Annotated in this window: 14 protein-coding genes; 9 read left to right on the forward strand and 5 right to left on the reverse strand. The window is 37.5% G+C overall.

Features of this window, described 5'->3' with window-relative positions; translation table 11 throughout:
* Positions 1–60: 60 nt before the first annotated feature.
* The gene (gene nox / locus E4O07_RS12855; protein ID WP_253730564.1) at positions 61–1,395 is read right to left on the reverse strand and encodes a H2O-forming NADH oxidase; all 1,335 of its coding nucleotides are present in this window, start codon (positions 1,393–1,395) and stop codon (positions 61–63) included.
* A gap of 161 nt (positions 1,396–1,556) precedes the next feature.
* Between nox and E4O07_RS12860 the strand changes: the two genes are divergently transcribed.
* The gene (locus tag E4O07_RS12860) at positions 1,557–2,861 is read left to right on the forward strand and encodes an ATP-binding protein (protein WP_305879947.1); all 1,305 of its coding nucleotides are present in this window, start codon (positions 1,557–1,559) and stop codon (positions 2,859–2,861) included.
* 109 nt (positions 2,862–2,970) lie between these two features.
* Here the strand turns inward: E4O07_RS12860 and E4O07_RS12865 are convergent, their stop codons facing one another.
* Positions 2,971–3,114 (reverse strand): hypothetical protein, encoded by a 144-nt coding sequence (locus E4O07_RS12865; protein WP_253686447.1) that lies wholly within the window; start codon positions 3,112–3,114, stop codon positions 2,971–2,973.
* A 200-nt stretch (positions 3,115–3,314) separates the two neighbouring features.
* Positions 3,315–4,286: a UDP-N-acetylmuramate dehydrogenase gene (gene murB / locus E4O07_RS12870; RefSeq protein WP_253686449.1), complete on the reverse strand. Its 972-nt coding sequence runs from the start codon at positions 4,284–4,286 to the stop codon at positions 3,315–3,317.
* Between the two features lie 61 nt (positions 4,287–4,347).
* Between murB and E4O07_RS12875 the strand changes: the two genes are divergently transcribed.
* Genes E4O07_RS12875 through E4O07_RS12890 form a run of 4 tightly spaced genes read left to right on the forward strand, consistent with a single transcriptional unit; the run spans position 4,348 to position 8,746 of the window.
* Positions 4,348–5,826, forward strand: coding sequence for a cysteine--tRNA ligase (locus E4O07_RS12875; RefSeq protein ID WP_253686451.1), 1,479 nt, complete (start codon positions 4,348–4,350; stop codon positions 5,824–5,826).
* 44 nt (positions 5,827–5,870) lie between these two features.
* On the forward strand, positions 5,871–6,413 hold the full coding sequence (locus E4O07_RS12880; RefSeq protein ID WP_253686453.1) for an RNA polymerase sigma factor: 543 nt from the start codon (positions 5,871–5,873) through the stop codon (positions 6,411–6,413).
* Entirely contained in the window at positions 6,397–7,077 is a 681-nt protein-coding gene (locus E4O07_RS12885; protein ID WP_253686455.1) for an anti-sigma factor family protein, read from the forward strand. Before E4O07_RS12880 ends, E4O07_RS12885 begins: the two co-directional genes overlap by 17 nt.
* On the forward strand, positions 7,067–8,746 hold the full coding sequence (locus E4O07_RS12890) for a transglutaminase domain-containing protein (RefSeq protein WP_371921931.1): 1,680 nt from the start codon (positions 7,067–7,069) through the stop codon (positions 8,744–8,746). Before E4O07_RS12885 ends, E4O07_RS12890 begins: the two co-directional genes overlap by 11 nt.
* A gap of 33 nt (positions 8,747–8,779) precedes the next feature.
* On the opposite strand, the gene E4O07_RS12895 is transcribed toward E4O07_RS12890, so the two are convergent.
* Both E4O07_RS12895 and trkA read right to left on the reverse strand, forming a co-directional pair.
* Positions 8,780–10,222 carry a TrkH family potassium uptake protein gene (locus E4O07_RS12895; RefSeq protein WP_253686459.1) on the reverse strand — a complete coding sequence of 481 codons (1,443 nt, stop codon included), beginning with the start codon at positions 10,220–10,222 and terminating at the stop codon, positions 8,780–8,782.
* Between the two features lie 7 nt (positions 10,223–10,229).
* Positions 10,230–11,630, reverse strand: a complete 1,401-nt coding sequence (gene trkA, locus E4O07_RS12900) for a Trk system potassium transporter TrkA (RefSeq protein WP_253686461.1) — start codon at positions 11,628–11,630, stop codon at positions 10,230–10,232.
* Positions 11,631–11,756: 126 nt separating this feature from the next.
* Here trkA and E4O07_RS12905 point away from each other — a divergent pair, with 126 nt between their 5' ends.
* The 4 genes from E4O07_RS12905 to der are packed head-to-tail and all read left to right on the forward strand — an operon-like array spanning position 11,757 to position 21,271.
* A complete protein-coding gene (locus tag E4O07_RS12905; RefSeq protein WP_253686463.1) occupies positions 11,757–14,588 on the forward strand; it encodes a PD-(D/E)XK nuclease family protein in 2,832 nt (943 codons plus the stop codon).
* Positions 14,589–14,611: 23 nt separating this feature from the next.
* Positions 14,612–18,004, forward strand: coding sequence for a UvrD-helicase domain-containing protein (locus tag E4O07_RS12910; RefSeq protein WP_253686465.1), 3,393 nt, complete (start codon positions 14,612–14,614; stop codon positions 18,002–18,004).
* 56 nt (positions 18,005–18,060) lie between these two features.
* Positions 18,061–19,845, forward strand: coding sequence for a phosphoenolpyruvate--protein phosphotransferase (gene ptsP, locus E4O07_RS12915; RefSeq protein WP_253686467.1), 1,785 nt, complete (start codon positions 18,061–18,063; stop codon positions 19,843–19,845).
* Complete coding sequence (gene der, locus E4O07_RS12920) at positions 19,832–21,271, forward strand: ribosome biogenesis GTPase Der (protein WP_253686469.1); 1,440 nt, start codon at positions 19,832–19,834, stop codon at positions 21,269–21,271. Before ptsP ends, der begins: the two co-directional genes overlap by 14 nt.
* Positions 21,272–21,275: the final 4 nt, after the last annotated feature.

Consider the following 21,275-nt stretch of genomic DNA (forward strand, 5'->3'; position numbering starts at 1 on the left):
CGTCGTCCTAACTCTTGTACGGCTCGCTTAAAATTGCAAGCCGTACACAATTGTTAAAGCTTATTTTGCTCCCAAGGCCGCCATCGTTATATAATTATACGGTTTGTTGAAGTGGGGTAAAAAGAAGATGTCTAAGAGTTTAAGCTTATCGATTGTAAGTTTCTCTTGAATAGCAAGGGAGAACATGTGGATGCCCATAGACATATCATAGGTTGAAGCCATTTGAGCTCCGATTATAACCCTTGTTTTTTTGTCGTACACGATTCTCAATTTTACGGGCGGATTATCGTGTTCCATAAATTCGGGGCGCTGCAAGTCTTCAAAGTCGGTAAAGTCAACGTCAAGGCCGAGTTTTTTTGCGCGCTCTACAGTAAGGCCGCTCGATACCATCTTTAAGTCATAGATATTGATACCGTTAGAACCTTGAACGCCGATACCTTCTAAGGGAACGCCTGCTGCATTATGGGCGGCCACAATTCCGCTTCTTACTGCATTTGTTGCAAGGGCGATGTAGGATTTTTCTCCTAAAGAATTATCGAAAACGGTTGCGCAGTCGCCTATGGCGTAAACATCCTTCATGCTTGTTTCTTGTTTTAGGTTGACCGAGTAGGCTCCGTTTTTAAAGGTTTCAAGCCTATCCTTTCCGAGGCCGGTGTTGGGTCTGAAACCGATGCAGACTACCACCATGTCGGCAGGATATTCTCCCTTGTCTGTAACAACGGCTTCTACCTTTGAGGTTCCCTTAATCTCTTGAACGAGTTGATTGTATGCAAGTTTTATTCCGTGATCGCTTAGATTTTTATCCATTAAATCGGTAAAGGGTTTATCGTAATAGTTGGAAAGACTTGAGGGCATCGCATCGATGAGGACTACATTTTTTTGATGGCGTTGGAAGGCTTCGGCAAGCTCGACACCGATGTAGCCTGCTCCCACTACGGCAATGTTTTTGATTTCGGGATTTTTTAGTTTGTCGATAACTTCTTGAGCATTTTGAAAAATCTTTACTTGCTGCACATTTTCCAGATCCATGCCCTTAATCTTGGGCATTATGGGAATTGAACCTGTTGCAAGGATCAATTTATCGTAGGATTCTTCTATAGGCTGAGAGCCCTTTACCGTTCCGTATACGATTTTTTTATCGAAGTCGATTCGGGTAATATCGGCTTCCATTGTAACCCTAGCTCCTTTTGCTTCCAGTTTTTCCTTATTGGAATAAAAGAGACCCTCAGAGCCCCTGATTTGATTTCCTATCCAAAGGGCCATTCCACAGCCTAAAAAGCTGATATTGGTATTTTTGTCAAAAACAACTACTTCATTTTCTTTTGAAAGATCCGTCAAAAAATTAATGGCCGATGTTCCGGCATGATTTGCACCCACCACTACAATTTTGATCATATTTAGCTCCTTTACTGCTTTAAAATGCAGTTCTTATATTTTACACATAAATTCTTATTTAGTATAGGGTGCAGACTGTATTGTAAAAAAACGCAATCCATGTTATTATATATACGAAAAAAAAGGTGGAAATACACCTAAATTTTTCGACTGAGGTGCATGTGATGATTAAAAGAGATTATTATCTAGAACAGCTGATCCGTAAAAAAGACAATGGCCGCGTTAAAATAATTACGGGTATTAGGCGCTGTGGAAAATCTTATTTGCTATTTAAGTTATACCGAGAATATTTGTTATCGCAAGGCATAAAAGAAAATCAGACTATCTCAATCGCCTTAGATGAGATTGAAAATATAGAATATAGAAACCCATTTAAGTTGAATGAATATATAAAAGATAAGGCTAAGAATAAAAACAAAAAATACTATATATTTATTGACGAAATTCAATTATCAGAAACTGTAAAAAACCCTTACATTGAAAATTCTGAAAACAATATTACCTTTGTTGATGTACTTCTTGGTTTAATGAAAATTGAAAATTTAGATATTTATGTGACGGGCAGTAATTCAAAAATGCTATCTGGTGATATTCTGACACAATTTAGGGATCGAGGTGATGAAATCCATGTAAATCCCTTATCTTTTTCTGAAATATACGATTTGTATGAAGATAAAGTACAGGCTTTTCAAGATTATGCTATTTATGGAGGTATGCCCTATATTTTTTCTTTGGAGAGCGATGAAGAAAAAAGTAAATATTTAAAGGATTTGTTTTATGAAACATACTTAAAAGATATTCTTGAAAGACATAAGATTCAAAATGAAAAAGAAATTTTTGAAACCTTGTTGGACTTTGTATCATCTGCCATCGGATCTTTAACTAACCCGAATAAATTAGCAAAAAGATTCTTATCCGAAAAAAGGATAAAGATTTCTTCTTTAACAATTTCTAAATATCTTGCATATTTTGAGGAGGCTTATGTATTGTATTGTGCAAAGCGTTATGATGTTAAGGGAGCACGATATTTTAGCACACCGGTCAAGTATTATTTTGCCGATGTAGGCCTTAGAAATGCCAGATTAAATTTTAGGCAAGTGGAAGAAACTCACATTATGGAAAACATTATATATAATGATTTGAGGAGAAGAGGTTATAATGTTGATGTAGGAGTGGTAGAGCATGAAGTGAATAAGGATGGATCTAGAAAAAAAATACAGCTGGAAGTTGATTTTGTCGTAAATAAGGGACATATAAGATACTATATTCAATCGGCATTATCTGTGGCAGATGAGGAAAAAAAAGAGCAGGAAACAGCATCTTTAAAAAAAATAGGAGATTCATTTAAGAAGATAATTGTTGTAAAAGATAAGATTGTTCCAAGGCATGATAATACAGGGATTTTATATATAGGTCTGGAACAATTTTTATTACAAGAAACTTCTTCAGATTTAGATATATTATAGAAATTATTATGACAGGCAAAAGACAAAAAAAGACCCGCTTTCGCGGGTCTTTAGTTTTATGGATAAATCTTTACCTAAAGATTTTATAGCCTAAACAATGTTTACAAAATTAGATTGTAAAGTAATTGCTTCCTACGTGAGCCTTCCAAACAAGGGCCTGTTCGTGGACTTTGTCTTGGGGTGTTAGTATTTCAGATCTTTGAGGGATTCCGTTTTTTTTGTTCGACTTAATAAGCTTTAATAATGTTTTCATATTTTTCTCCTTAAATATGTTGGCAGTCTTTTATCTGCTCTTGATATATCTAATATACCTTAAAGAAAAAAAGAAGTCAAGCGAATTTAAAAGAATTTTATGTATTTTTATGTAAAATTAAAGAAAAATTTACGATTATTTACGATTATTTACGGTTATTTACGGTTATTTACGGTTTATTGCGGTAAAGTCTAAAAACTCTAAATCCAGTCTCCTGCAAAAATAACTTCAGGTTCAAGTAAAAAGCCTGTTTTATCTTTAACCGATTTTTGTATTTTTTCGATTAAAGCTTTTACGTCTGAAGCGGAGGCTCCGTCCTTGTTAATCACAAAATTTCCATGCCATGGAGCTACCTGAGCTCCTCCTTCACAAAGGCCTTTTAAGCCTGCATCCTCTATCAGCTTGCCGCTGGGCTGTCCGAAAGCTCTGTTATTTTTAAATGTGCTTCCTGCAGATGGAGCCTTAAAATGTCCCTTTGAAATTCTGTCTTGAATTTTTGCCTCGGTTTTTGCGGCAATTTCTTCTTTTATTCCATGATTCAAGGTAAGCGCTGCGGAAAGCACTATCTTCCTATTTTTTTTAATTTCTGTGCTTATAGGATATTGCTGAAACGGTGAAAGTTTATAGTCCCAATCCGAAGCCTTGTATTCATATTCTGCAAATTCGGCCTTTTCATCACCGGTTAAGATATATTTTACAGACTTTAATCTATCCGAAATTGAAACGTCATAACAGCGGGCATTCATAAATACGGCTCCGCCTACAGATCCGGGAAGCCCTCCGAAGCACTCCAGACCTGAAAGAGAGTGTTCAACAGCCCATTTTGTAAGGTCATCAATCAAAACTCCGGCTCCAGCTTTTATAAAGACCTCTCCTTCGGATTCACTTATAATTTCTATTTTGTTTAAATTTTTTAGACTTATTAAAACGCCCTTAAAACCCTTATCCGAGACAAGAATATTCGCTCCGCCTCCTATCAAAGAGGCCGGAATCTTATTTTTTCTAAAAAAAATAAGAGCTTCTTTTAAATTTTCCTCGGTTAGGGGGTAAAAAATAGCTTCTGCAGGTCCTCCAATCTTGTATGATGTCAGCTCTGCTGTAGGTTTATCGAATTCTATAGTTCCCTCTTGAAATAAAGGGGTATTATGAAGTATACTAAATAGATTATCCATATAAATGTTAGTATACTTTATTATGTATTTGAATAGCAAGGGATATGGAAGGAGACAAGGCATGAGTTTAAAATTATATAATACCCTGGGTAATAAAAAAGAAGAATTCGTTCCCATTCATGAGGGAAAGGCCGGTGTTTACGGCTGCGGTCCTACAGTTTATGACTACGCACATATAGGAAACTTACGTACCTATGTTTTTCAAGACATCCTTGTTAAGACTTTAAGATTTTTAGGTTATGATGTTACCCATGTTATGAATATAACCGATGTCGGGCATCTGACAGATGATGAAGATTCGGGTGAAGATAAGATGGTAAAGTCCGCAGAAGAGCGCGGTAAATCGGTTCTTGAAATTGCAGAATTCTATACCAAGGCCTTTTTTAACGATACCGAAAGGCTTAATATCGAAAGGCCGGGTATTGTCTGCAAGGCTACCGAGCATATAAACGAAATGATAGAGCTTATAAAAAGAATAGAAGCAAACGGGCACACCTACATGGCCGGAGGGAACCTCTACTACGATATTTCTACCTTTCCAAAGTACGGTGAACTGGCAAATATAAACCTTGAAGACCTTAAGGCCGGAGCCCGTATCGAAATAGATAAAAATAAACGCAACCCCCATGACTTTGTTCTCTGGTTTACAAAGAGCAAGTTTGAAAATCAAGCCCTTGTTTGGGATTCGCCCTGGGGGCGAGGTTATCCCGGCTGGCATATCGAATGCTCTGCCATGAGTATGAAGTACTTAGGCGAACAAATCGATATCCACAAGGGCGGTATAGATCATATAAGGGTACATCATACCAACGAAATAGCTCAATCCGAAGGAGCTACGGGTAAAAAATGGGTAAATTACTGGCTGCATAACGAATTCCTTGTTATGAATAAGGGTAAGATGTCTAAGTCTGCCGGTTCCTTTATCATTTTGGAAGATGTTATCAATAAGGGTTTTTCACCACTTGACTACCGTTTCTTGCTTTTGGGAGGGCACTACCGAAGCCAGCTTACCTTTTCTTGGGAAGCTATGGAAACGGCAAAAAACGGCAGAAAAAACTTGAATATGAGGGTTTCTAAACTGATGGAAGGTTTATCCGAAGCAGAAGTTAAGGATTTTATCGCTTTGACGGAATCCGTTGATCTTAAAACTGCAAAGGAGAAGATTAAAAATCAGGTAGTATGCGGCTATTTTGATGATTTTACGGCCGCCATGGAAGATGACTTATCCACACCGAAAGCTCTATCGGAACTACAGCTTTTGATAAAGGAAAAGAATATTCCGCAAAGGGATGTTTTAACAGCTCTCGCCGTTATGGATTCAATTTTGGGTATCAAACTGATTGAAGAAGCATTTAACATCCTTGACCATAAACATTCTCTTGAGATAAATGAGTCCGAAATTATTAAACTTATTGAAGAGAGAGCTTCGGCAAAACTTGACAAAAATTATAAACTGGCTGATGAAATTCGGGATAAACTAAAGGGCATGGGTATTATCCTTGAAGATCAGGCAGGTAAAACAACGTGGAAAAAATTATAAGTTACATGTTTTTTTTATAAAACTGTAACGTCTTGGAGTTCGGAATGTTTAAGGAGAAAGGTTGTTTGAGGGCAACATCAGATGAAGATTTTAGGTCAATGTACGAGGCCCTCATGCCTGTTATTTATAAAGTAGCTTACAATATAGTCAGAGAAGGGGACATAGCAGAGGATATATGCCATGATTCTTTGATAAAAATGACCGAAAAAAAGATGGAGTTTCCATCTATGGATGATGCGAAATACTGGCTCATTAGGGTTACAAGGAACGCATCTCTTAATCATGTAAAAAGGTGCGGTCGGGAGCGAAAGGCTTATGCTAAAGCGTTAAAGGAAGATACTCGCAAAGTCGATACTGGAGAAGAGATAGTCTTGAAGCAAGAATCTATAAATTCGGTTCAAGCAGCTCTCGAAAAATTGCCTAAAAACCTGAGGGCTGTTTTGCAGCTAAAAGAGTACGGCAGTTTGAACTATAAGGAGATAGGGAGTATTCTTGGAATAAGTGAAGGTAACGTGAAGGTCCGGGTGTTTAGAGCCCGAGAGCAATTAGCGAAACATATAGGAGAAAGCGATGTCTACATGCCCTGATAAAGATTTATATTCAGCTTATGTTGATGGAGAACTACAGTCCCCTTGGAAAGAAAAAATAGAAGCTCACCTGGCTTCTTGTGAAAAATGCAGTATAGTTGTTGACTCATATAAAAAAATAAGTCTAAAACTATCTGAAAATTCGTTTTGTGAACTGGATCTTGAAGGTTCTTTCCTTAAGCTTTATGCCAAAAGGCAGGATTGCTTAAAAAGAATGGAGCTCAACAAGAACAAGCCGACAAGCTGGTTTTATAAATCCAATAGGATTCCTGTTCCGGCCTTAGCTGCGGCTGCTTTGTTTCTTTTTGTGCTGACACCGATTATTATGCTCAGTACCCAAAAAACCTTAGCTCCATCAGACTCTGTTGCTGAAGGAGAGTTTAAGTCTATTGACCCCATCGTTAGTGATTTTAAACTAGGTAATGATTTAAAACCGGTAAATAAATTCAAGTTAAATGTTTCAAATGTTTTGGGGGTAAACGAAAATTCTTTAGTTTTTGAAGGAAAAAAGAGGGGAATAAATCTACGTCAATATGTAAATTTATATCTGCCTTCTTCAAATAAGGAAGAATTTGATATATTAAAACAAGAAATAAAGCCTCAGGTTTTATTTTTAAGCACTCAAAAAATCACAAATCTTACCTCTGTAAACAATGGGCAATAGATTTACTTATTTATTTAGAAAATTTTTTATTTTTAGGTTTTTTGTATTCCTTCTTATTTTCTGCGGTCTTGCAGCCTTTATTTTATATTTAACGTCCTTGACTGCTAAATATCCTTTGATAAAAGAAATCAAGCCTCCCATTGCGCAAGCAGGAGATGAAATTGTAATAGATGGCGAGTACTTTGGAAACGAAGGAGACTCCTCATGGATTGAAATAGGAGATGCCATTATTCAAGCGGAAAATTGCACTGTTTGGACCGATAAAAAAATTATTTTTAAATATCCTGAATATCAAAGCGGCGGAATAGTATATGTTGTTGTACAAAATAAAAAATCTTTGCCTTCATTTATGGCTTCAGTTTCATCAATTCCTTTAATAAAAGATAAGACCTATTCGGGCGGAATTCCTTCAATCCTTGCTTTAGATAAGGATTTTGCTGAGGTAGGCAGCATTATAAAAATTTCAGGTGAAAATTTTGGAGAAACAAGGGGTAGCTCTCAAGTTTTGTTTGTCTCCGATTTTAATTCTTCAATGATTGAACAAGTTGAAAAAAAAGAAGATATAGAAGCAGCCCGATGCTCGGACTATGATTATGATTTTGTGCTTTGGTCAAATGAAGAGCTTCATGTAAGGGTTCCGGATGGGGCGGATTCGGGAATGCTTTTGGTTGTAACCTCTTCCGGAGCCAGCAACTCTGTTCCCTTTAGAGTAAAAAATAAGATAGGGACAAAAACTTATTCCAATAAAAAGAATTTTGCAATTGCAGCCGAGGTTGATATTTCGAATGTAGAGGCTGCCGAAAAAAATTCTCTTTTTATAAAGGTTCCTCTGCCGGTTCAATCCTATTCGCAGAGGGATGTTAAAGTCCTGTCTATTTTACCTGCACCCTTTGTTGCCGATTATCAGGGAGCTGCCATTCATCAATATGAAAATATAAATTCCTCTACAAAAATTCACATAAGGCAAGAGTATGGCGTAAATACCTATGAGGTAAATACAAGGATTAATCCAGTTAATGTAAGAGTTAATTCCCGCCAAAACAAGGCTATCTATGATAACTATGCTATTGCCACTGAGCTTATACCTTCTAATGATCCCGTCATTCAAAGAACGGCAGCAGAAATTGTCCAAAATGAAAGAAACCCTTATAATAGGGCAAGACGTATATATAATTATTTATTAAGAAATGTCGAAATAATTCCGGCTTCAATATTGAATTCCGGGGCTTCGCCTGTAAATGCTTTGATAGAAAAAAAGGCCGATACCTACGATATAGCTATTTTGTTTGCAGCCCTTGCAAGAGCTGTAGGTGTACCTGCCCAACCGATTGCCGGTATTATAACTGATGTTTCTCAAAAGGCTTATCTTCACTGGTGGGCGGAGTTTTATCTGGAGGGCTTCGGGTGGATACCTGTAGATCTAGGTTTAGCAAAATCAGTTCCCTTCGATATGGGTGTGCCCCAAAGCGAGAGTTGGTATTTCGGTAACTTAGATGCTTTTAGGGTTGCATTTTCACGAGGTGAAAATATTCAGCCGCCGATGGCATCTAACAGTACAATGGTATCAAAAGAGCGAAGTTACGCCTTTTATAACGGCTGGGAAGAATTTTACGGTCTTACAAAATATAATTCAGTTTGGCGGACTCCGAACATAATCGCTATTTACTAAGCAGCCGATATCCGGAAATAAGTTGTTAGAGTCTTATCTTTTCCAAAAGGCCGGCATAAAATAGATTATCATTGTGTACAACTCCAAGCGGCCTGCCAACATTACAAAAGAAAAGAAGATCTTCACAGGCGATGAAAAAAATGCAAAGTTACCCGCAGGGCCTACCCTGCCGAATCCCGGGCCAATGTTGCCTATAAGGGCTAGAGAAGCCGTAAATCCGCTTAATAGGTCAGCTCCGTCTGCGGCTGCAACCAGGGCTGTAATAAGGGTTAAAAGAAAGTAACAAAACATAAAGCCTGCAACGCTGTATACTATGTCCTTTCTCCCCGGCCTGTTATTAAGCTGAATACCGAAAACGCCGTGGGGACTTAAAAGCCTTTTTGCTTCCATTCCTGCTTGTTTTTGCAGGATGAGCCAGCGGATAACCTTTATACTTCCTGCCGTTGAACCTGAGCAGCCTCCGACAAACATCAAAAAAAACAGAACCATTTTTGCGAATTCGGGCCATGCGTTATAGTCGGCCGTTGAAAAGCCGGTTGTAGTTATTACTGAGGCAACTTGAAAAAAGCTTTGCCTGAATCCCCCTCCGAGGCCGTAAATAGGATAGACAGAAACGGCAATTAAAACGGTTGATATAAATACTATTTTAAGATAGGCTTTTAGTTCCGAGTTATGGAAAAACTCTTCCGGATGGCCTGTAAACAGGTGAAAATAAAGGCTGAAGTTTACACCGGCTAAGATCATAAAGACGGCGCAAATGATTTCGACGGCCGGGGAGTTGAAGGCACCGACGCTTGCATTTCTTGTTGAAAAACCTCCAGTACCCAAAGATGCGAAGGTGTGGCAGAGGGCTTCAAGAAATGGAAGACCTGCGAGCATCAAAAGGATTATCTGCACTATGGTCATTCCAAGATAGATAAACCAAAGAGCCTTTGCCGTGTGGGTTATTTTTGCCGTTACCTTTCCCTTGTCGGGGCCGGTTGTTTCACTTTTGATCAGGTGAAAACCGCCGACACCTAATAGCGGAAAGAGGGCAACGGTTAGGGCTACTATTCCCATGCCTCCAAGCCAGTGCATCTGGGTGCGCCATACGTGCATTGTCATTGGGCAGGCTTCGACGTTAGTAAGAATTGTTGCTCCCGTTGTTGTAAAACCCGATACCGATTCAAAGAGGGCATCTGCGAAGTTGGGTATTACGCCTGAAATAAAAAGAGGCAGTGCTCCCAGAATGCCGGCAGATATCCATGCTGTTGCAACCAATATTATACCGCCCGAAATCGAAAGTCTTACTTTTTTGTTTCTCAAAAAAAAGAAAAAAACTGCTGCAATTGCAAAGATAAAGGCTGTAGGGATTAAAAAAGACGGAATCAAATAAGCTTCATTTTCATAAATGGCTGTTCCAATCGGAATTATAAAGCTTATGGAAATTATTGCTAGAATCATAAAAATAATTCGGATATATTGGAGTGCTTTCATTTGAAATTTAATTGCCTCCGAACATTTTTATAATTTCATCGCTTCGCGAAGATTTTACTATAAAGACAATCTTATCTCCGGCTTCGACTTCTGTATCGCCGGTAGGAATCTGTTCGCCGTATTTATCTGTAACAAGAAGAACAAGATATACTCCATGTTGAGATATATCTTTTAGTTTTTGTCCGAGAACAGGGCTTTTTTCGGATACTTGCAATTCTATTATTTCAAGTTTCCCGTCACCCATTGTATGAACGCTTGTTACATTTTCGCTTACAAGATGACTCATAATAGAGTCTACAACTACATCCTTAAAAGAAACTGCAACATCGACACCTATCTTATATGCAACATTTTCAAGTACGGCGCTTTGAACGAGGGATATGGTTTTATAAACGCCAAGAGTTTTTAGGTAGGCACAGGCAATCATATTAAATTCATAGTTCGGTGTTGTGCATATTACTAAGTCGAATGAGTCAAGCCCTATTTCGTCTACAAAGGATTCGTCTGTAACATCAGCCTTATAGATCGAGGCTTCGGGGAATTCGGCTGCTACTTCCTTCGCTTTTTTATCATTAGTTTCTATAATGGAGATTTTCCATTTTTGATTTAAGTTTGCCGGTAAAAGTTTTGAAAGAAAGGACTTGCCTTTTGAGTTTTTAAGCAGGTATTCTGCAACGCTTTTTCCTATGCGTCCCATTCCGACTAAGGCAATTTTTTTAAATTCTTGAGTTCCAAAGCCTGACAGCTCATAGAATTTTTTTATATGCTCCGGCTTTGTTAAAATCGAAACTCTAGTTCCTGCCGTTAAAATAGTATCTCCTGATGGGATCTTATTTTTTCCGTTTTGCTCCACGCTTACAACAATGAAAGGTATGTCTACATATTTTCTGATATCGAACACGGCAAGGCCGTCCAGAGTGCTTTTTTCGCAAACATTAAAGCGTGTAAGCTCGTAACTTGAATTTTCAAAAGATAGGATATCGCTGACAGCTCCGTGTTCAATCGCTTGTATAACTGCAAGGGCTGCTTCTTCGTCGGGGTAAACGAGAGCATTGATACCTAGGGTTCTTTCTTCTGAAAAGTTTAGAGCCTTTACATAATCTTCATTGCGTACTCTGGCTATTTTTATAACTTCAGGGGCGAGACTTTCAGCAATGCCGCAGATTATCATATTGAGTTCATCCGAATCGGTTACGGCTATCATGGCATCGGCTTTTTTTATTCCTGCATCCAATAGGATCTGTGTATCGTTTCCTGCAGCTTGTACAACCATACAGTCAAGTCTGTTTGCTGCATGGCGTGCCGTTTCTTCATCTCTTTCTATTAAAACAACATCATGTTTTTTTCTTATAAGCCTGCGGGCTAATTCGGTTCCGGTAACACCGCCGCCTACTATAATTACTTTCATTTTGTAATAGTACAATAAATTTTACTTTTTGAAAAGAGCATAAAAATTCTTAATTAAAATATTCTTAATTTAGAGAAAAATAAGCCCTTAATAAATTTGATGTTTTATGATATAATCGTATGCGATATGAACTTAATAGAACAAACAATAAAGACCTATGGCAGGGATTTAAAAAATGTTTTTGTATTTCCTTCGAGGATTGCTTCAAGGCTGTGGTTTCAAAAATCTCTTGGTATTACCGGATTGGGAACCGTTCCTTCGGAAAATTATATGTCATGGGACGGCTTTAAGGAATCTTGCCTTGTTTCGAAAGCCTCGTCTTTAAGTCCTGTATCAAATACGGTGCGGAGAATTTTTTCCCAATACATAAGCCGCGTTAATTCCGAAAAAGCAAAAGACGGGACACCTTTGTTTAAGTCTCTTATTCCTGAAAGCTATGCCGAAACCGGTACCGTATTTTCAGAATGGATTGCAGGGGTTTTGCCTCAGCTTGATCACTTTGAAAAACGCTATGCCGATAAGGGGGCGGATTTTTTGGAAGATGACGAAATGAAGGACTATATTCTTTTAAAAAATGAGTATGCCGATTTTTTAAAAAAGAATTCTTTGTTTGAGCCTTCTTGGGTTTCTTCCGAATTTTATTCATATCAAAAAAAATATATTATTATTTACCCCGAATTGATGGAAGATTTTGCCGAACATGCAGAACTTTTAGATTTACAGAAAGATATTATCTATGTTCCATGTCCTAAATTCAATCAAAAAGAAAATTCGATTGATGTTTATAAAAATTCCAGGAGCGAGTTAAAAAATACTGTCTTACAAATTGAAAAACTTCTCGGTGAGGGGGTGAGAGCGGATGAGATTGCCGTAAGTGTACCCGATATTGAAAACTATGCAGCTTATATAAAAAGAGAATTTTATCTTAGAGGTGTGCCGGCAGAATTCCGTTCAGGGTTTAAATTAGGACTTGAACAGGCGGGTAAACTTTTTTCTCTTATTTATGATTGCGTACAAAATAATTTTGCCTTTGAATTTATGAAGCCCATAGTTTTAAATAAACATATTCCGTGGCAGGATGCGGCAGGTGCTGAAGCCTTAATAGATTACGGCGTAAAAAATAATTGTGCCGTATCATGGAAAGAAAATAAAGAAGATAGGATTTATAAAAATATTTGGATTGAATCTTTTAAAATAAACTATGAAAAAGACGAAGCCGAGCTTGAACAAAAGAAAAAAGCAAGGGATTGGTTTTATAGTTTTTATTATGCCGTAAATAGAATTTGTCAATCTAAAACATTTAACGATTTACAAAAAAATTACTTTTTGTTTAGAAAAGATTTGATAGATGAAACTCGTTTTTCCGAAAAAGATAATGCAATCTTAGGCCGCTGTATTTCTTGTCTTCAAGAACTTTTATATTTGGAAGATAAGTTTGAAGCCTACATGCCGTCCGATAGGTTTAAGTTTTTTATTTCGGAATTGGATAAGGCTATCTATGTTCCGCAAAATACAGGTCTTGCCGTAAGTATATTCCCCTACAGGGTTGCAGCGGCAACGCCTTTTGCTCATCATTTTATTTTAAATTGCAGTCAAGAGCATACAAACATTATTTACAATAAACTTTCGTTTTTGCGAAAGGATAAAAGGGAAGCCTTAGGTGTTTATGAAACCGATGCATCCGCTCATTTTTTTGAAGCTTATACCGCATCGCCCAATACCGTTTTTAGTTTTAGTCCTCACAATTTTAATTCGTATTTAATTATAAATAATCTTTTTGAAATTTCTGAAGAGGAAGAAATTAAAAATACCGAAAGGATAAATAAAAAAATAAAAGAATTAAAACCCTACGATTCTTTTTTACTCGATTATACCTTCGATACAAAAAATGAATTGAAAAAGAATTCAGCGGTATATAAAATTCAAAAAAATGCGGCCCTTGCTTTTTCGGCATTAAAAACAAAAAAATATTTTTCTTATTTAAAAACTCCGTATGATAAAATTAGTGAAGAATTAAATTCCTTTATCGAAGAAAATTTATTTAAGGACGGAGCTCTTAAATTAAGTCAAACCGATTTAAAAATTTTTACCGAGTGTCCTGTTTTATGGTTTTTAGAAAAAGTGCTTTCCGTTTTTTCGGAAAATTACGATGCAGGTATTTTTGATGCGAGAAATATCGGCAACCTTTCTCACAATGTTTTAGAAGCCCTTTATAAAGAAATAGGTTCAACGGATAAGATTTTTAATTCTGCAAATTTGGATAAGTATGTTGAAAGAGCCTCTTTAATATTTGATGATATTGCAGAAAAATCCATGGACTTTAGAGGTGCTTTGGCGAAGCCCTTTATTCAATCCTTAAAAAGAAGGGTTTTGGAAGCCGTTAACTTTGTTTTAAAAAGCGATGCTTCTCTTTTGGACGGCTATGCTCCCAAATGGGTAGAAGAATGGATTGAAATAGAAAATGAGGGTATTTTGTATCGGGGAAAAATTGACAGGGCTTCTTTTCCCCAAGATGAAAGGAGCGGTATAATTATAGATTATAAAACAAATAATATGCCGGCATACTCTTCATATGGTAAAAAAAATTCAAATACGGAAGATATAGAATTAACCGATTTTCAAATACCCATGTATATCTTTTTAGCAGAATCCAAATTAAGACGGGATACAAAAAAAGAAAATTTTGAAACTATAGAACATGCATGGTTTTTAAGTTTTGTGCAGCAAAAAATAAATAAGGTTGTAAACGATAATGAGGTTGTTCCAGTTACGCGTGCCGGCTCTGAAAGAACACGGGAAGATTTTCAATCTTCAATCGATGCATTTATCAGAGAGGCTGAAAAGTTTGCAGAAATGGTGAAAACCCGAGATTTTACAAAGCCATCTTCCGTTTCATTTGAAACATGCAGTTCATGCGGTTTCAAACATATTTGCAGAACAGCTTATTCAGTTAAGTAAGGACTTTATTGGAGAAAATTAAGATGAATGATTATATAAAAAATATAATGGATAGTTTAAATGAAAATCAGAGAAATGCGGTAACTGTTGAAAAAAATTCGGTAATTGCAGCCGGAGCCGGATCGGGAAAAACAAAGGTGCTGGCTGCCCGTTATGTTTATTTTGTTGTTGAAAAGGGAGTAAGTGTAGAAAAAATAATAGCCCTAACCTTTACCGAAAAGGCTGCTGCAGAGATGCACAAAAGAATTTATAACGAATTAAAAAAAATAGATCATCCGAATGCAAAAACAGCTATCGAAAAATTTCATCTTGCTAAGATTTCGACAATAGATTCTTTTTGTAATTGGATAGCAAAGACTGCATGCAGGAACTTCGGTATTTCCCCTGATTTTACTATTGATAATGCCGAGTCCGAAATGTTGGCTTATCGTATAGGTTTGGATTTCTTTTTAAAAATGCGGGCCGACAAAACCATGCAATTTTTTTTAGCGGATAATGGAATAGATGATTTTGTTGCAGGCCTTTTTGCAAGATTATTAAGCAATTATGTTTTGATTTCAAAACCTATTGATTTTAAAAAAAGTTTAGAGGCTCAAATAAAATATCATGCTGAAGAAGAAAGAAAAGCCTTGTCCGAATGTTTTGATGTTTTTGAATTTATAAAAGAAAATGATCCTTCTAAAAATTTTACTGAAGAAGCTGTAAGTGCATATTCGAGTCTTTCTTATTTTCCTGAATCGGTAAAAGATGAAGCCTTTCTTAAACTGCTTCCTATTGTCGATAAAATTTCTAAAACGGCAAAAGGTAGAGGAAACGATGCCGTAAAGGAAATAAAAGAGAAATTAAAAGGCATATATGAAAAACTTGTGTGTATTTATAATTTTGAGTACTCGCGGGAGTACTTAGTTCCTTTTTTTGCCATGCTTGAAGAGCTTCAAAAAGAGTATATATATGAAAAAAAACAAAGAGGCCTTTTAACTTTTTCGGATGTGTCGCAGCTCGCCGTGGACGTTTTGATAAAGGATGTGGACTTGCGGAACTTTTATAAAAACAATGCAGAAATTATAATGATAGACGAGTTTCAGGATAACAATAGTCTGCAAAGAGACTTACTCTTTTTAATTGCCGAAAAACTTGAACGTTCCGAAAAATCTATTCCATCTCCTCAGGAACTTTGTCCGAATAAATTGTTTTTTGTAGGTGATGAAAAGCAGTCGATTTATGCTTTTAGAGGGGCTGATGTTTCCGTGTTCCGAAAACTTGCAGACGATATTTCGGATAAGGAAAGGCTTGCCGCTACAAGGCTTCTAATAAATTACCGTACGGAACCTTCTCTTATAAATTTATTTAATACAATATTTTCCAAAGTTTTTTATTCCGAGATAAATAGGCCCTTGGAAAAAGAATCATCCGTTCCCGCCTATGAAGCGGAATATGTTCCGACTGAAACGAGGGCGCCGATAAAAGAAGTTGAACCGAAAATTGAAATAATGTTTTTTGATAAAAAAAGATTTAATGCCCTAGAAGATTCAAGTGAGTTTCTTAATCCTGTAGAAACGGAAGCCTTTTATCTTGCAAAAAGAATTTTAGAATTACATAATCAAGGTTTTAAGATTAGAGACGGGAAAAATGCAAGACCTTGTTCATGGAACGATTTTGCAGTCTTGCTTAGGGCATCGACAAAACAGAGCGTTTATGAAAGAGTTTTCCGAAACTTAAGTATCCCCTATAGGAGTGTGCAACAGAGGGGCTTATTCAACGATGCCCCTATAAACGATATTTATGCTATGCTTAAAATTATAGCCTATCCTTCGGATAAAAAAACTTATGCGCAAGTTTTACATTCTCCTTTTGTAAATATCGATGATGATGCCTTTGCCGTCTTGCTTTTAAATTTTACAAGGGCCTTTGATAGTCCTTTAGCGGAAAAATTAAACGGAAAAAATAAAGAAGCATATTTGCGTGGCTGTGGCTTATTTGCAAGACTGAATGAGCTTGTTTTAACAATGACTTCTGCCGAATTAGTTACATATCTTTGGTATGATGAAGCTTACAGATACTTTTTATTGACCAATGAAGAAAATCATCATTACATAGATTTGTATGATTATCTTTTTGAGCTTGCCTGCCAAGCCGATATAAACGGATTAACTTTTTCTCAGTTTGTAGACTCTCTCGCTTCTCATATCGAAGATAATGAAAGACTTGATGATATGGAGCTTCCCTTGGATGATGAAAAAGACTCTGTGAGATTTTTGACTGTGCATAAGAGCAAGGGTTTGGAGTTTCCCATTGTTATAGTCCCCGATTGCGGTAACAGGGGTATCCCCGAAAAAAAAGAAGGTCTTGTTTTTTATAATGAAGATATGGGTCCTGTTTTGTATTCACCGAATGCTTATTGTTTGTCGGCGAAGCCCGGTAATCTTATTTTTGAGTCTTTACGCGATGAGGCTAATGCAAAACTTGTTGCCGAAACCAAGAGGCTTCTTTATGTTGCGGCTACAAGGGCAGAGTCCTATTTAATAATGAGCGGTGTGTACAATTATCTGCAAGATGAAGATTCAACAAATAAAGATAGCGAGTATTCATCTGAAAATCCGCGAAGTCTTGAAGATATAAAGGCTATGCTTAAAATTTCGGATAAGACTATAAGTTTTTTTGAATTGCTCCTACCTGCTCTTCCTAATGAACATAAAGATATTATCTTTAATGAAATTTTACCGATTGAAAGACAAAATTTATTTAATAATTTAAAAAAAGAACGAAGAGAAAAAATAAATTTTCAAAAGCTTTTTGCTTCTTATAAAGTAAAAGAATTTAATCTTGCAGAAAAAAGGATAATGACTGCCACAGGCCTTGCTCATGAGGTAAACAAAAAGAGGGGAGAAGAATCTGTTTATTCTTTTATTTCCGAAAAAGATAAGCTGCCTAACTCTTCTAAAAATATGGATGAACAAAAAGAATTTACTGCTGCCGAGCTTGGAACTCTTGCACACTCTTTAATCGAAGCCCGCCTTTTAAATAAGGAATTTGTTTATCCAAAAGGATACTCCGAAACCGAAAGGAAAAAGATTTATGCTTGGGCCGATAATTTTTTTAATTCGGATATGTATGCTCTTGTCAAGGATGCCGAATACTTAAAAAGCGAATACGGCTTTTTAACTGAGTATGAGGGGCAGCTTGTAAGCGGACAGATCGACCTTCTTTTTAAAAAAGAGAAAGCAGTCTATGTTGTCGATTATAAAACAGACGAAATAGAAAATCCTGAAGCACACTTAACTCAGCTGAAAATTTATAAAAAAGCCGCCTTCGATCTTACAAAAACAGAAGTGAAAACATTTATCTTCTATTTAAAAACAGGACACTGTGTTGAGCTTGAGACAGACAATGAATATCTACATAAATTTCCGATGTAGTCTTTTTTCCCCTAATAGTTGCCAATCCCCTCATTTTCTACTATAATAAAGATAGTATGAAAAAACTTAACGGACTCATAGCTTCCGACGGTTTAGCCGCCGGGCCCTTATATTGTGTGATGGAGCAGCCTGAAACGGTTATTCCCTCTTATTCCATATCCGAAAATGAAATCGCTTCGCAAAAATCAAGATTGGCCGGAGCCGTCGAAAAGGCAAAAAACGAGCTTTCCGAATTAATCTCTTCATCTTCGGATGTGGAAAAAAGCGAAAACGACAAAACCGGCGAAGATATTATCTCTACCCACATTCTTATGTTGTCGGATACGGCATTTTTGGATTCCGTTTTTGCCGATATCGAAAAAACAAGAATGAATGCCGAGTCCGTTTTAAAAAGAAAATTGGACGAAACCGTTGCGATGTTAAAATCAGCCGGGGATGAGTACCTGAGTGCAAGAGCTGTGGATATTCAGGATGCCTTTGAATCCGTCTTTGTCCATCTTCTCAAACAGGGGCCGAGGGATTCAAGATTTACAAAGGTTCCCAAGGGTGCGATTATTGCGGCCAAACTGATAAAGCCCTCTGAAGCCCTCTTGGTCAAAAACGCGGGAGTAAGCGGTATAATCATGGAAGAAGGCGGAGTTACCAGCCATATCTCGATTATGGCCCGCGCTTGGGATATCCCAATGCTTGTGGGCGTAAAAGATTGTATGGATTTTGCCAGAACAAATATGCCTGCAGCCCTCGATGCGGACGGCGGCTTTGTTTTGTTTAACCCTTCCAAAGCCCTCATAAAAGAATATGAGGTCCGTATCGAAAAAAGAAGGGCTGAAATTAAGGAGCTTTTGGAAGCTCAAAAAAACTATACCGAGCGGCTTTCGATCACAACAAAGGACGGAGTTAAGGTTTCGGTAAATGCAAACATTGCCTTCCCCGAAGAAATCGAAAATAAATTCGTTACCGTCTCGAACGGCATAGGCCTTTTCCGCTCCGAGTTTTTATTTTTAGAGGACGGAAAAATCCCCGATGAAGATACTCAATTTGAAGCCTATAAAAAAGTTGTTGAAGCCATGGGCAAAAAGCCCGTAGTTATCCGCACCTTTGATGTGGGCGCCGACAAGATGATTGACGAACAAGAAACCTTGCGCGAAAAAAATCCTCTTCTCGGATGGCGGGCAGTCCGCTATTGTATAGACAGAAAAGAGGTGTTTAAAACCCAAATCAAGGCCATCCTAAGAGCCGGAGTATTCGGAAACGTTTTTCTTTTAATTCCTATGATTTCAAACATTGAAGAAATTATCGAAGTAAAAAAAATAATTGAAGAATGTAAACTCGAATGTAATGCTGCCGGAAAAAAAATAATTGACAAGGTCAATGTAGGAATCATGGTTGAAGTTCCATCCACGGCTGTAGCTGCCGACCTCTATGCTCCGCATCTGGATTTCTTTTCTATCGGAACAAACGATCTTATTCAATACACAATGGCCGCAGACAGGGAAAACACGAAGGTTGCCTATCTTGCAAACTATTTTGAACCGGCTGTCCTGCGCCTTATCAAAAACGTTATCGATGCACAAAGGTTTATAAAGGAGCAGGAAGGGCATTTGGTTTCGATGTGCGGAGAAATGGCCTCGCATGAAGATGCGGCCTTTTTGCTTTTAGGAATGGGCTTGAGGCATTTTAGTATGCCTGCCGGAAAAATTTTAAAAATGCAAAAGTTTATGCAGTCGGTAAATGTCAAGGATGCGGAAGCCCTATACGAAGAAATTAAAACTTTAAACTCTGCAGCTGAAATAAAAGAAAAGGTAGAAAAAACATTGGAGAAATATTATGCCGAAAAATAAAGACGACTTTTTTGATGAAGAAAATATAAACAATGAGAGTTCGGAAGTTTCAGGATTTTCTCATCAAAAAAAATATAAGAACATTCCCTTGATCGCCATTGTAGGCCGCCCTAATGTCGGGAAGTCTACATTGTTTAACCGCTTTTTAAGAAAGCGCCGCTCGATCACGGATCCGACTCCCGGTGTAACCCGCGACCCTGTTGAAGCTCAGGCAATTGTAAACGGCCTTCCTGTTCTTCTTGTAGATACGGGCGGTTTTAAGCTGACTAGGAGCGGAGACAAATTTGAAGATACGATAGACGAGCTCGTTATGGAAAAAACTATTTCCACCTTAAAAAAAGCCGATAGAATTTTGCTCCTCCTTGATGCAGGACTTGCGACTGCTGAGGACGAAGAGTTTATTCAATTTTTGCGTCCCTATTTTAATAAGCTGGTTGTTGCCGTAAACAAGACCGAGGGCGGAAGGCTCATGGCGGAGGCTTGTAACTATTACTCTTACGGCTTTAAGTCCTTGACCTGCATAAGTGCAGAACACGGAGACAATATTTCAGACTTGGCTGAAGTATTGACAGAGGGACTGGACTTTAGCAAGGTAGAGGAGCTTGAAGAAGACGCCGGAATAAGAATTACTATTGTCGGTAAACCTAATACGGGAAAATCGACCTTGGCAAATTATCTTACAAATTCTTCCGCCTCGATAATTTCGAATGTTGCAGGAACCACACGCGATATTGTTGAAGGCGAATTTTCTTATAAAAATAAAAAATTCGTTATTCAAGATACAGCAGGGATAAGGCGCAAGGCAAAGGTGAACGAAGGCATAGAATATTATTCCGTAGTGCGTGCAATTAAAAGCATGGACAATGCCGACATAGTTTTTCACATGATAGATGTTCAAGAAGGCTTAACCGAACAGGATAAAAAAATTATAGTGCAGGCTACCAATCGGGGACTCGGCGTTATCTTTGTTTTAAACAAATGGGATTTGATGGAGCAAACAAAACAAGCCTTTAAGGATGAGGAGGAACGCATAAAGGTTATGTTCGGCAAAATGGACTATGCTCCGGTACTTGCAATTTCGGCAAATGAGGGAACGGGAATTAAGGAGCTTTTAAATACTGCCGTCAAAATGTTCGAGCAGCTGAATAAAAAAATAGAAACCTCAGCCCTTAACATTGCCTTAAAAGATTGGCTTCAGGCAGCTCCTCCTCCGCAAGGCCGTCAAACAGCCTTTACCTTTAAGTACATTGTACAGACCGGTTCCCGCCCGCCTGAGTTTTTATTGTTTTCAAACAGGCCCGATTATGTGACGGAATCCTATATGCGCTATATTCAAAATAAAATCAGAAGCGATTTGGGTTTTGAAATGATTCCCATTTTGTTAAAAGTTAAGGGAAGCCGAAAGCGCTGGGAAGAAAGGCTTTAGAACA

This window comes from Treponema sp. OMZ 798 (genome assembly GCF_024181385.1).
In the GTDB taxonomy this organism is placed as follows: Bacteria; Spirochaetota; Spirochaetia; order Treponematales; family Treponemataceae; genus Treponema_B.

Bases quoted from the DNA above. Each gene is read 5' to 3' on its own strand.
- E4O07_RS12905 (WP_253686463.1), top strand. From the start codon at position 11,757: ATGAACTTAATAGAACAAACAATAAAGACCTATGGCAGGGATTTAAAA.
- E4O07_RS12895 (WP_253686459.1), bottom strand. From the start codon at position 10,222: ATGAAAGCACTCCAATATATCCGAATTATTTTTATGATTCTAGCAATA.
- E4O07_RS12880 (WP_253686453.1), top strand. From the start codon at position 5,871: ATGTTTAAGGAGAAAGGTTGTTTGAGGGCAACATCAGATGAAGATTTT.
- E4O07_RS12910 (WP_253686465.1), top strand. From the start codon at position 14,612: ATGAATGATTATATAAAAAATATAATGGATAGTTTAAATGAAAATCAG.
- E4O07_RS12885 (WP_253686455.1), top strand. From the start codon at position 6,397: ATGTCTACATGCCCTGATAAAGATTTATATTCAGCTTATGTTGATGGA.
- nox (WP_253730564.1), bottom strand. From the start codon at position 1,395: ATGATCAAAATTGTAGTGGTGGGTGCAAATCATGCCGGAACATCGGCC.
- murB (WP_253686449.1), bottom strand. From the start codon at position 4,286: ATGGATAATCTATTTAGTATACTTCATAATACCCCTTTATTTCAAGAG.
- E4O07_RS12865 (WP_253686447.1), bottom strand. From the start codon at position 3,114: ATGAAAACATTATTAAAGCTTATTAAGTCGAACAAAAAAAACGGAATC.
- trkA (WP_253686461.1), bottom strand. From the start codon at position 11,630: ATGAAAGTAATTATAGTAGGCGGCGGTGTTACCGGAACCGAATTAGCC.
- der (WP_253686469.1), top strand. From the start codon at position 19,832: ATGCCGAAAAATAAAGACGACTTTTTTGATGAAGAAAATATAAACAAT.
- ptsP (WP_253686467.1), top strand. From the start codon at position 18,061: ATGAAAAAACTTAACGGACTCATAGCTTCCGACGGTTTAGCCGCCGGG.
- E4O07_RS12890 (WP_371921931.1), top strand. From the start codon at position 7,067: ATGGGCAATAGATTTACTTATTTATTTAGAAAATTTTTTATTTTTAGG.
- E4O07_RS12875 (WP_253686451.1), top strand. From the start codon at position 4,348: ATGAGTTTAAAATTATATAATACCCTGGGTAATAAAAAAGAAGAATTC.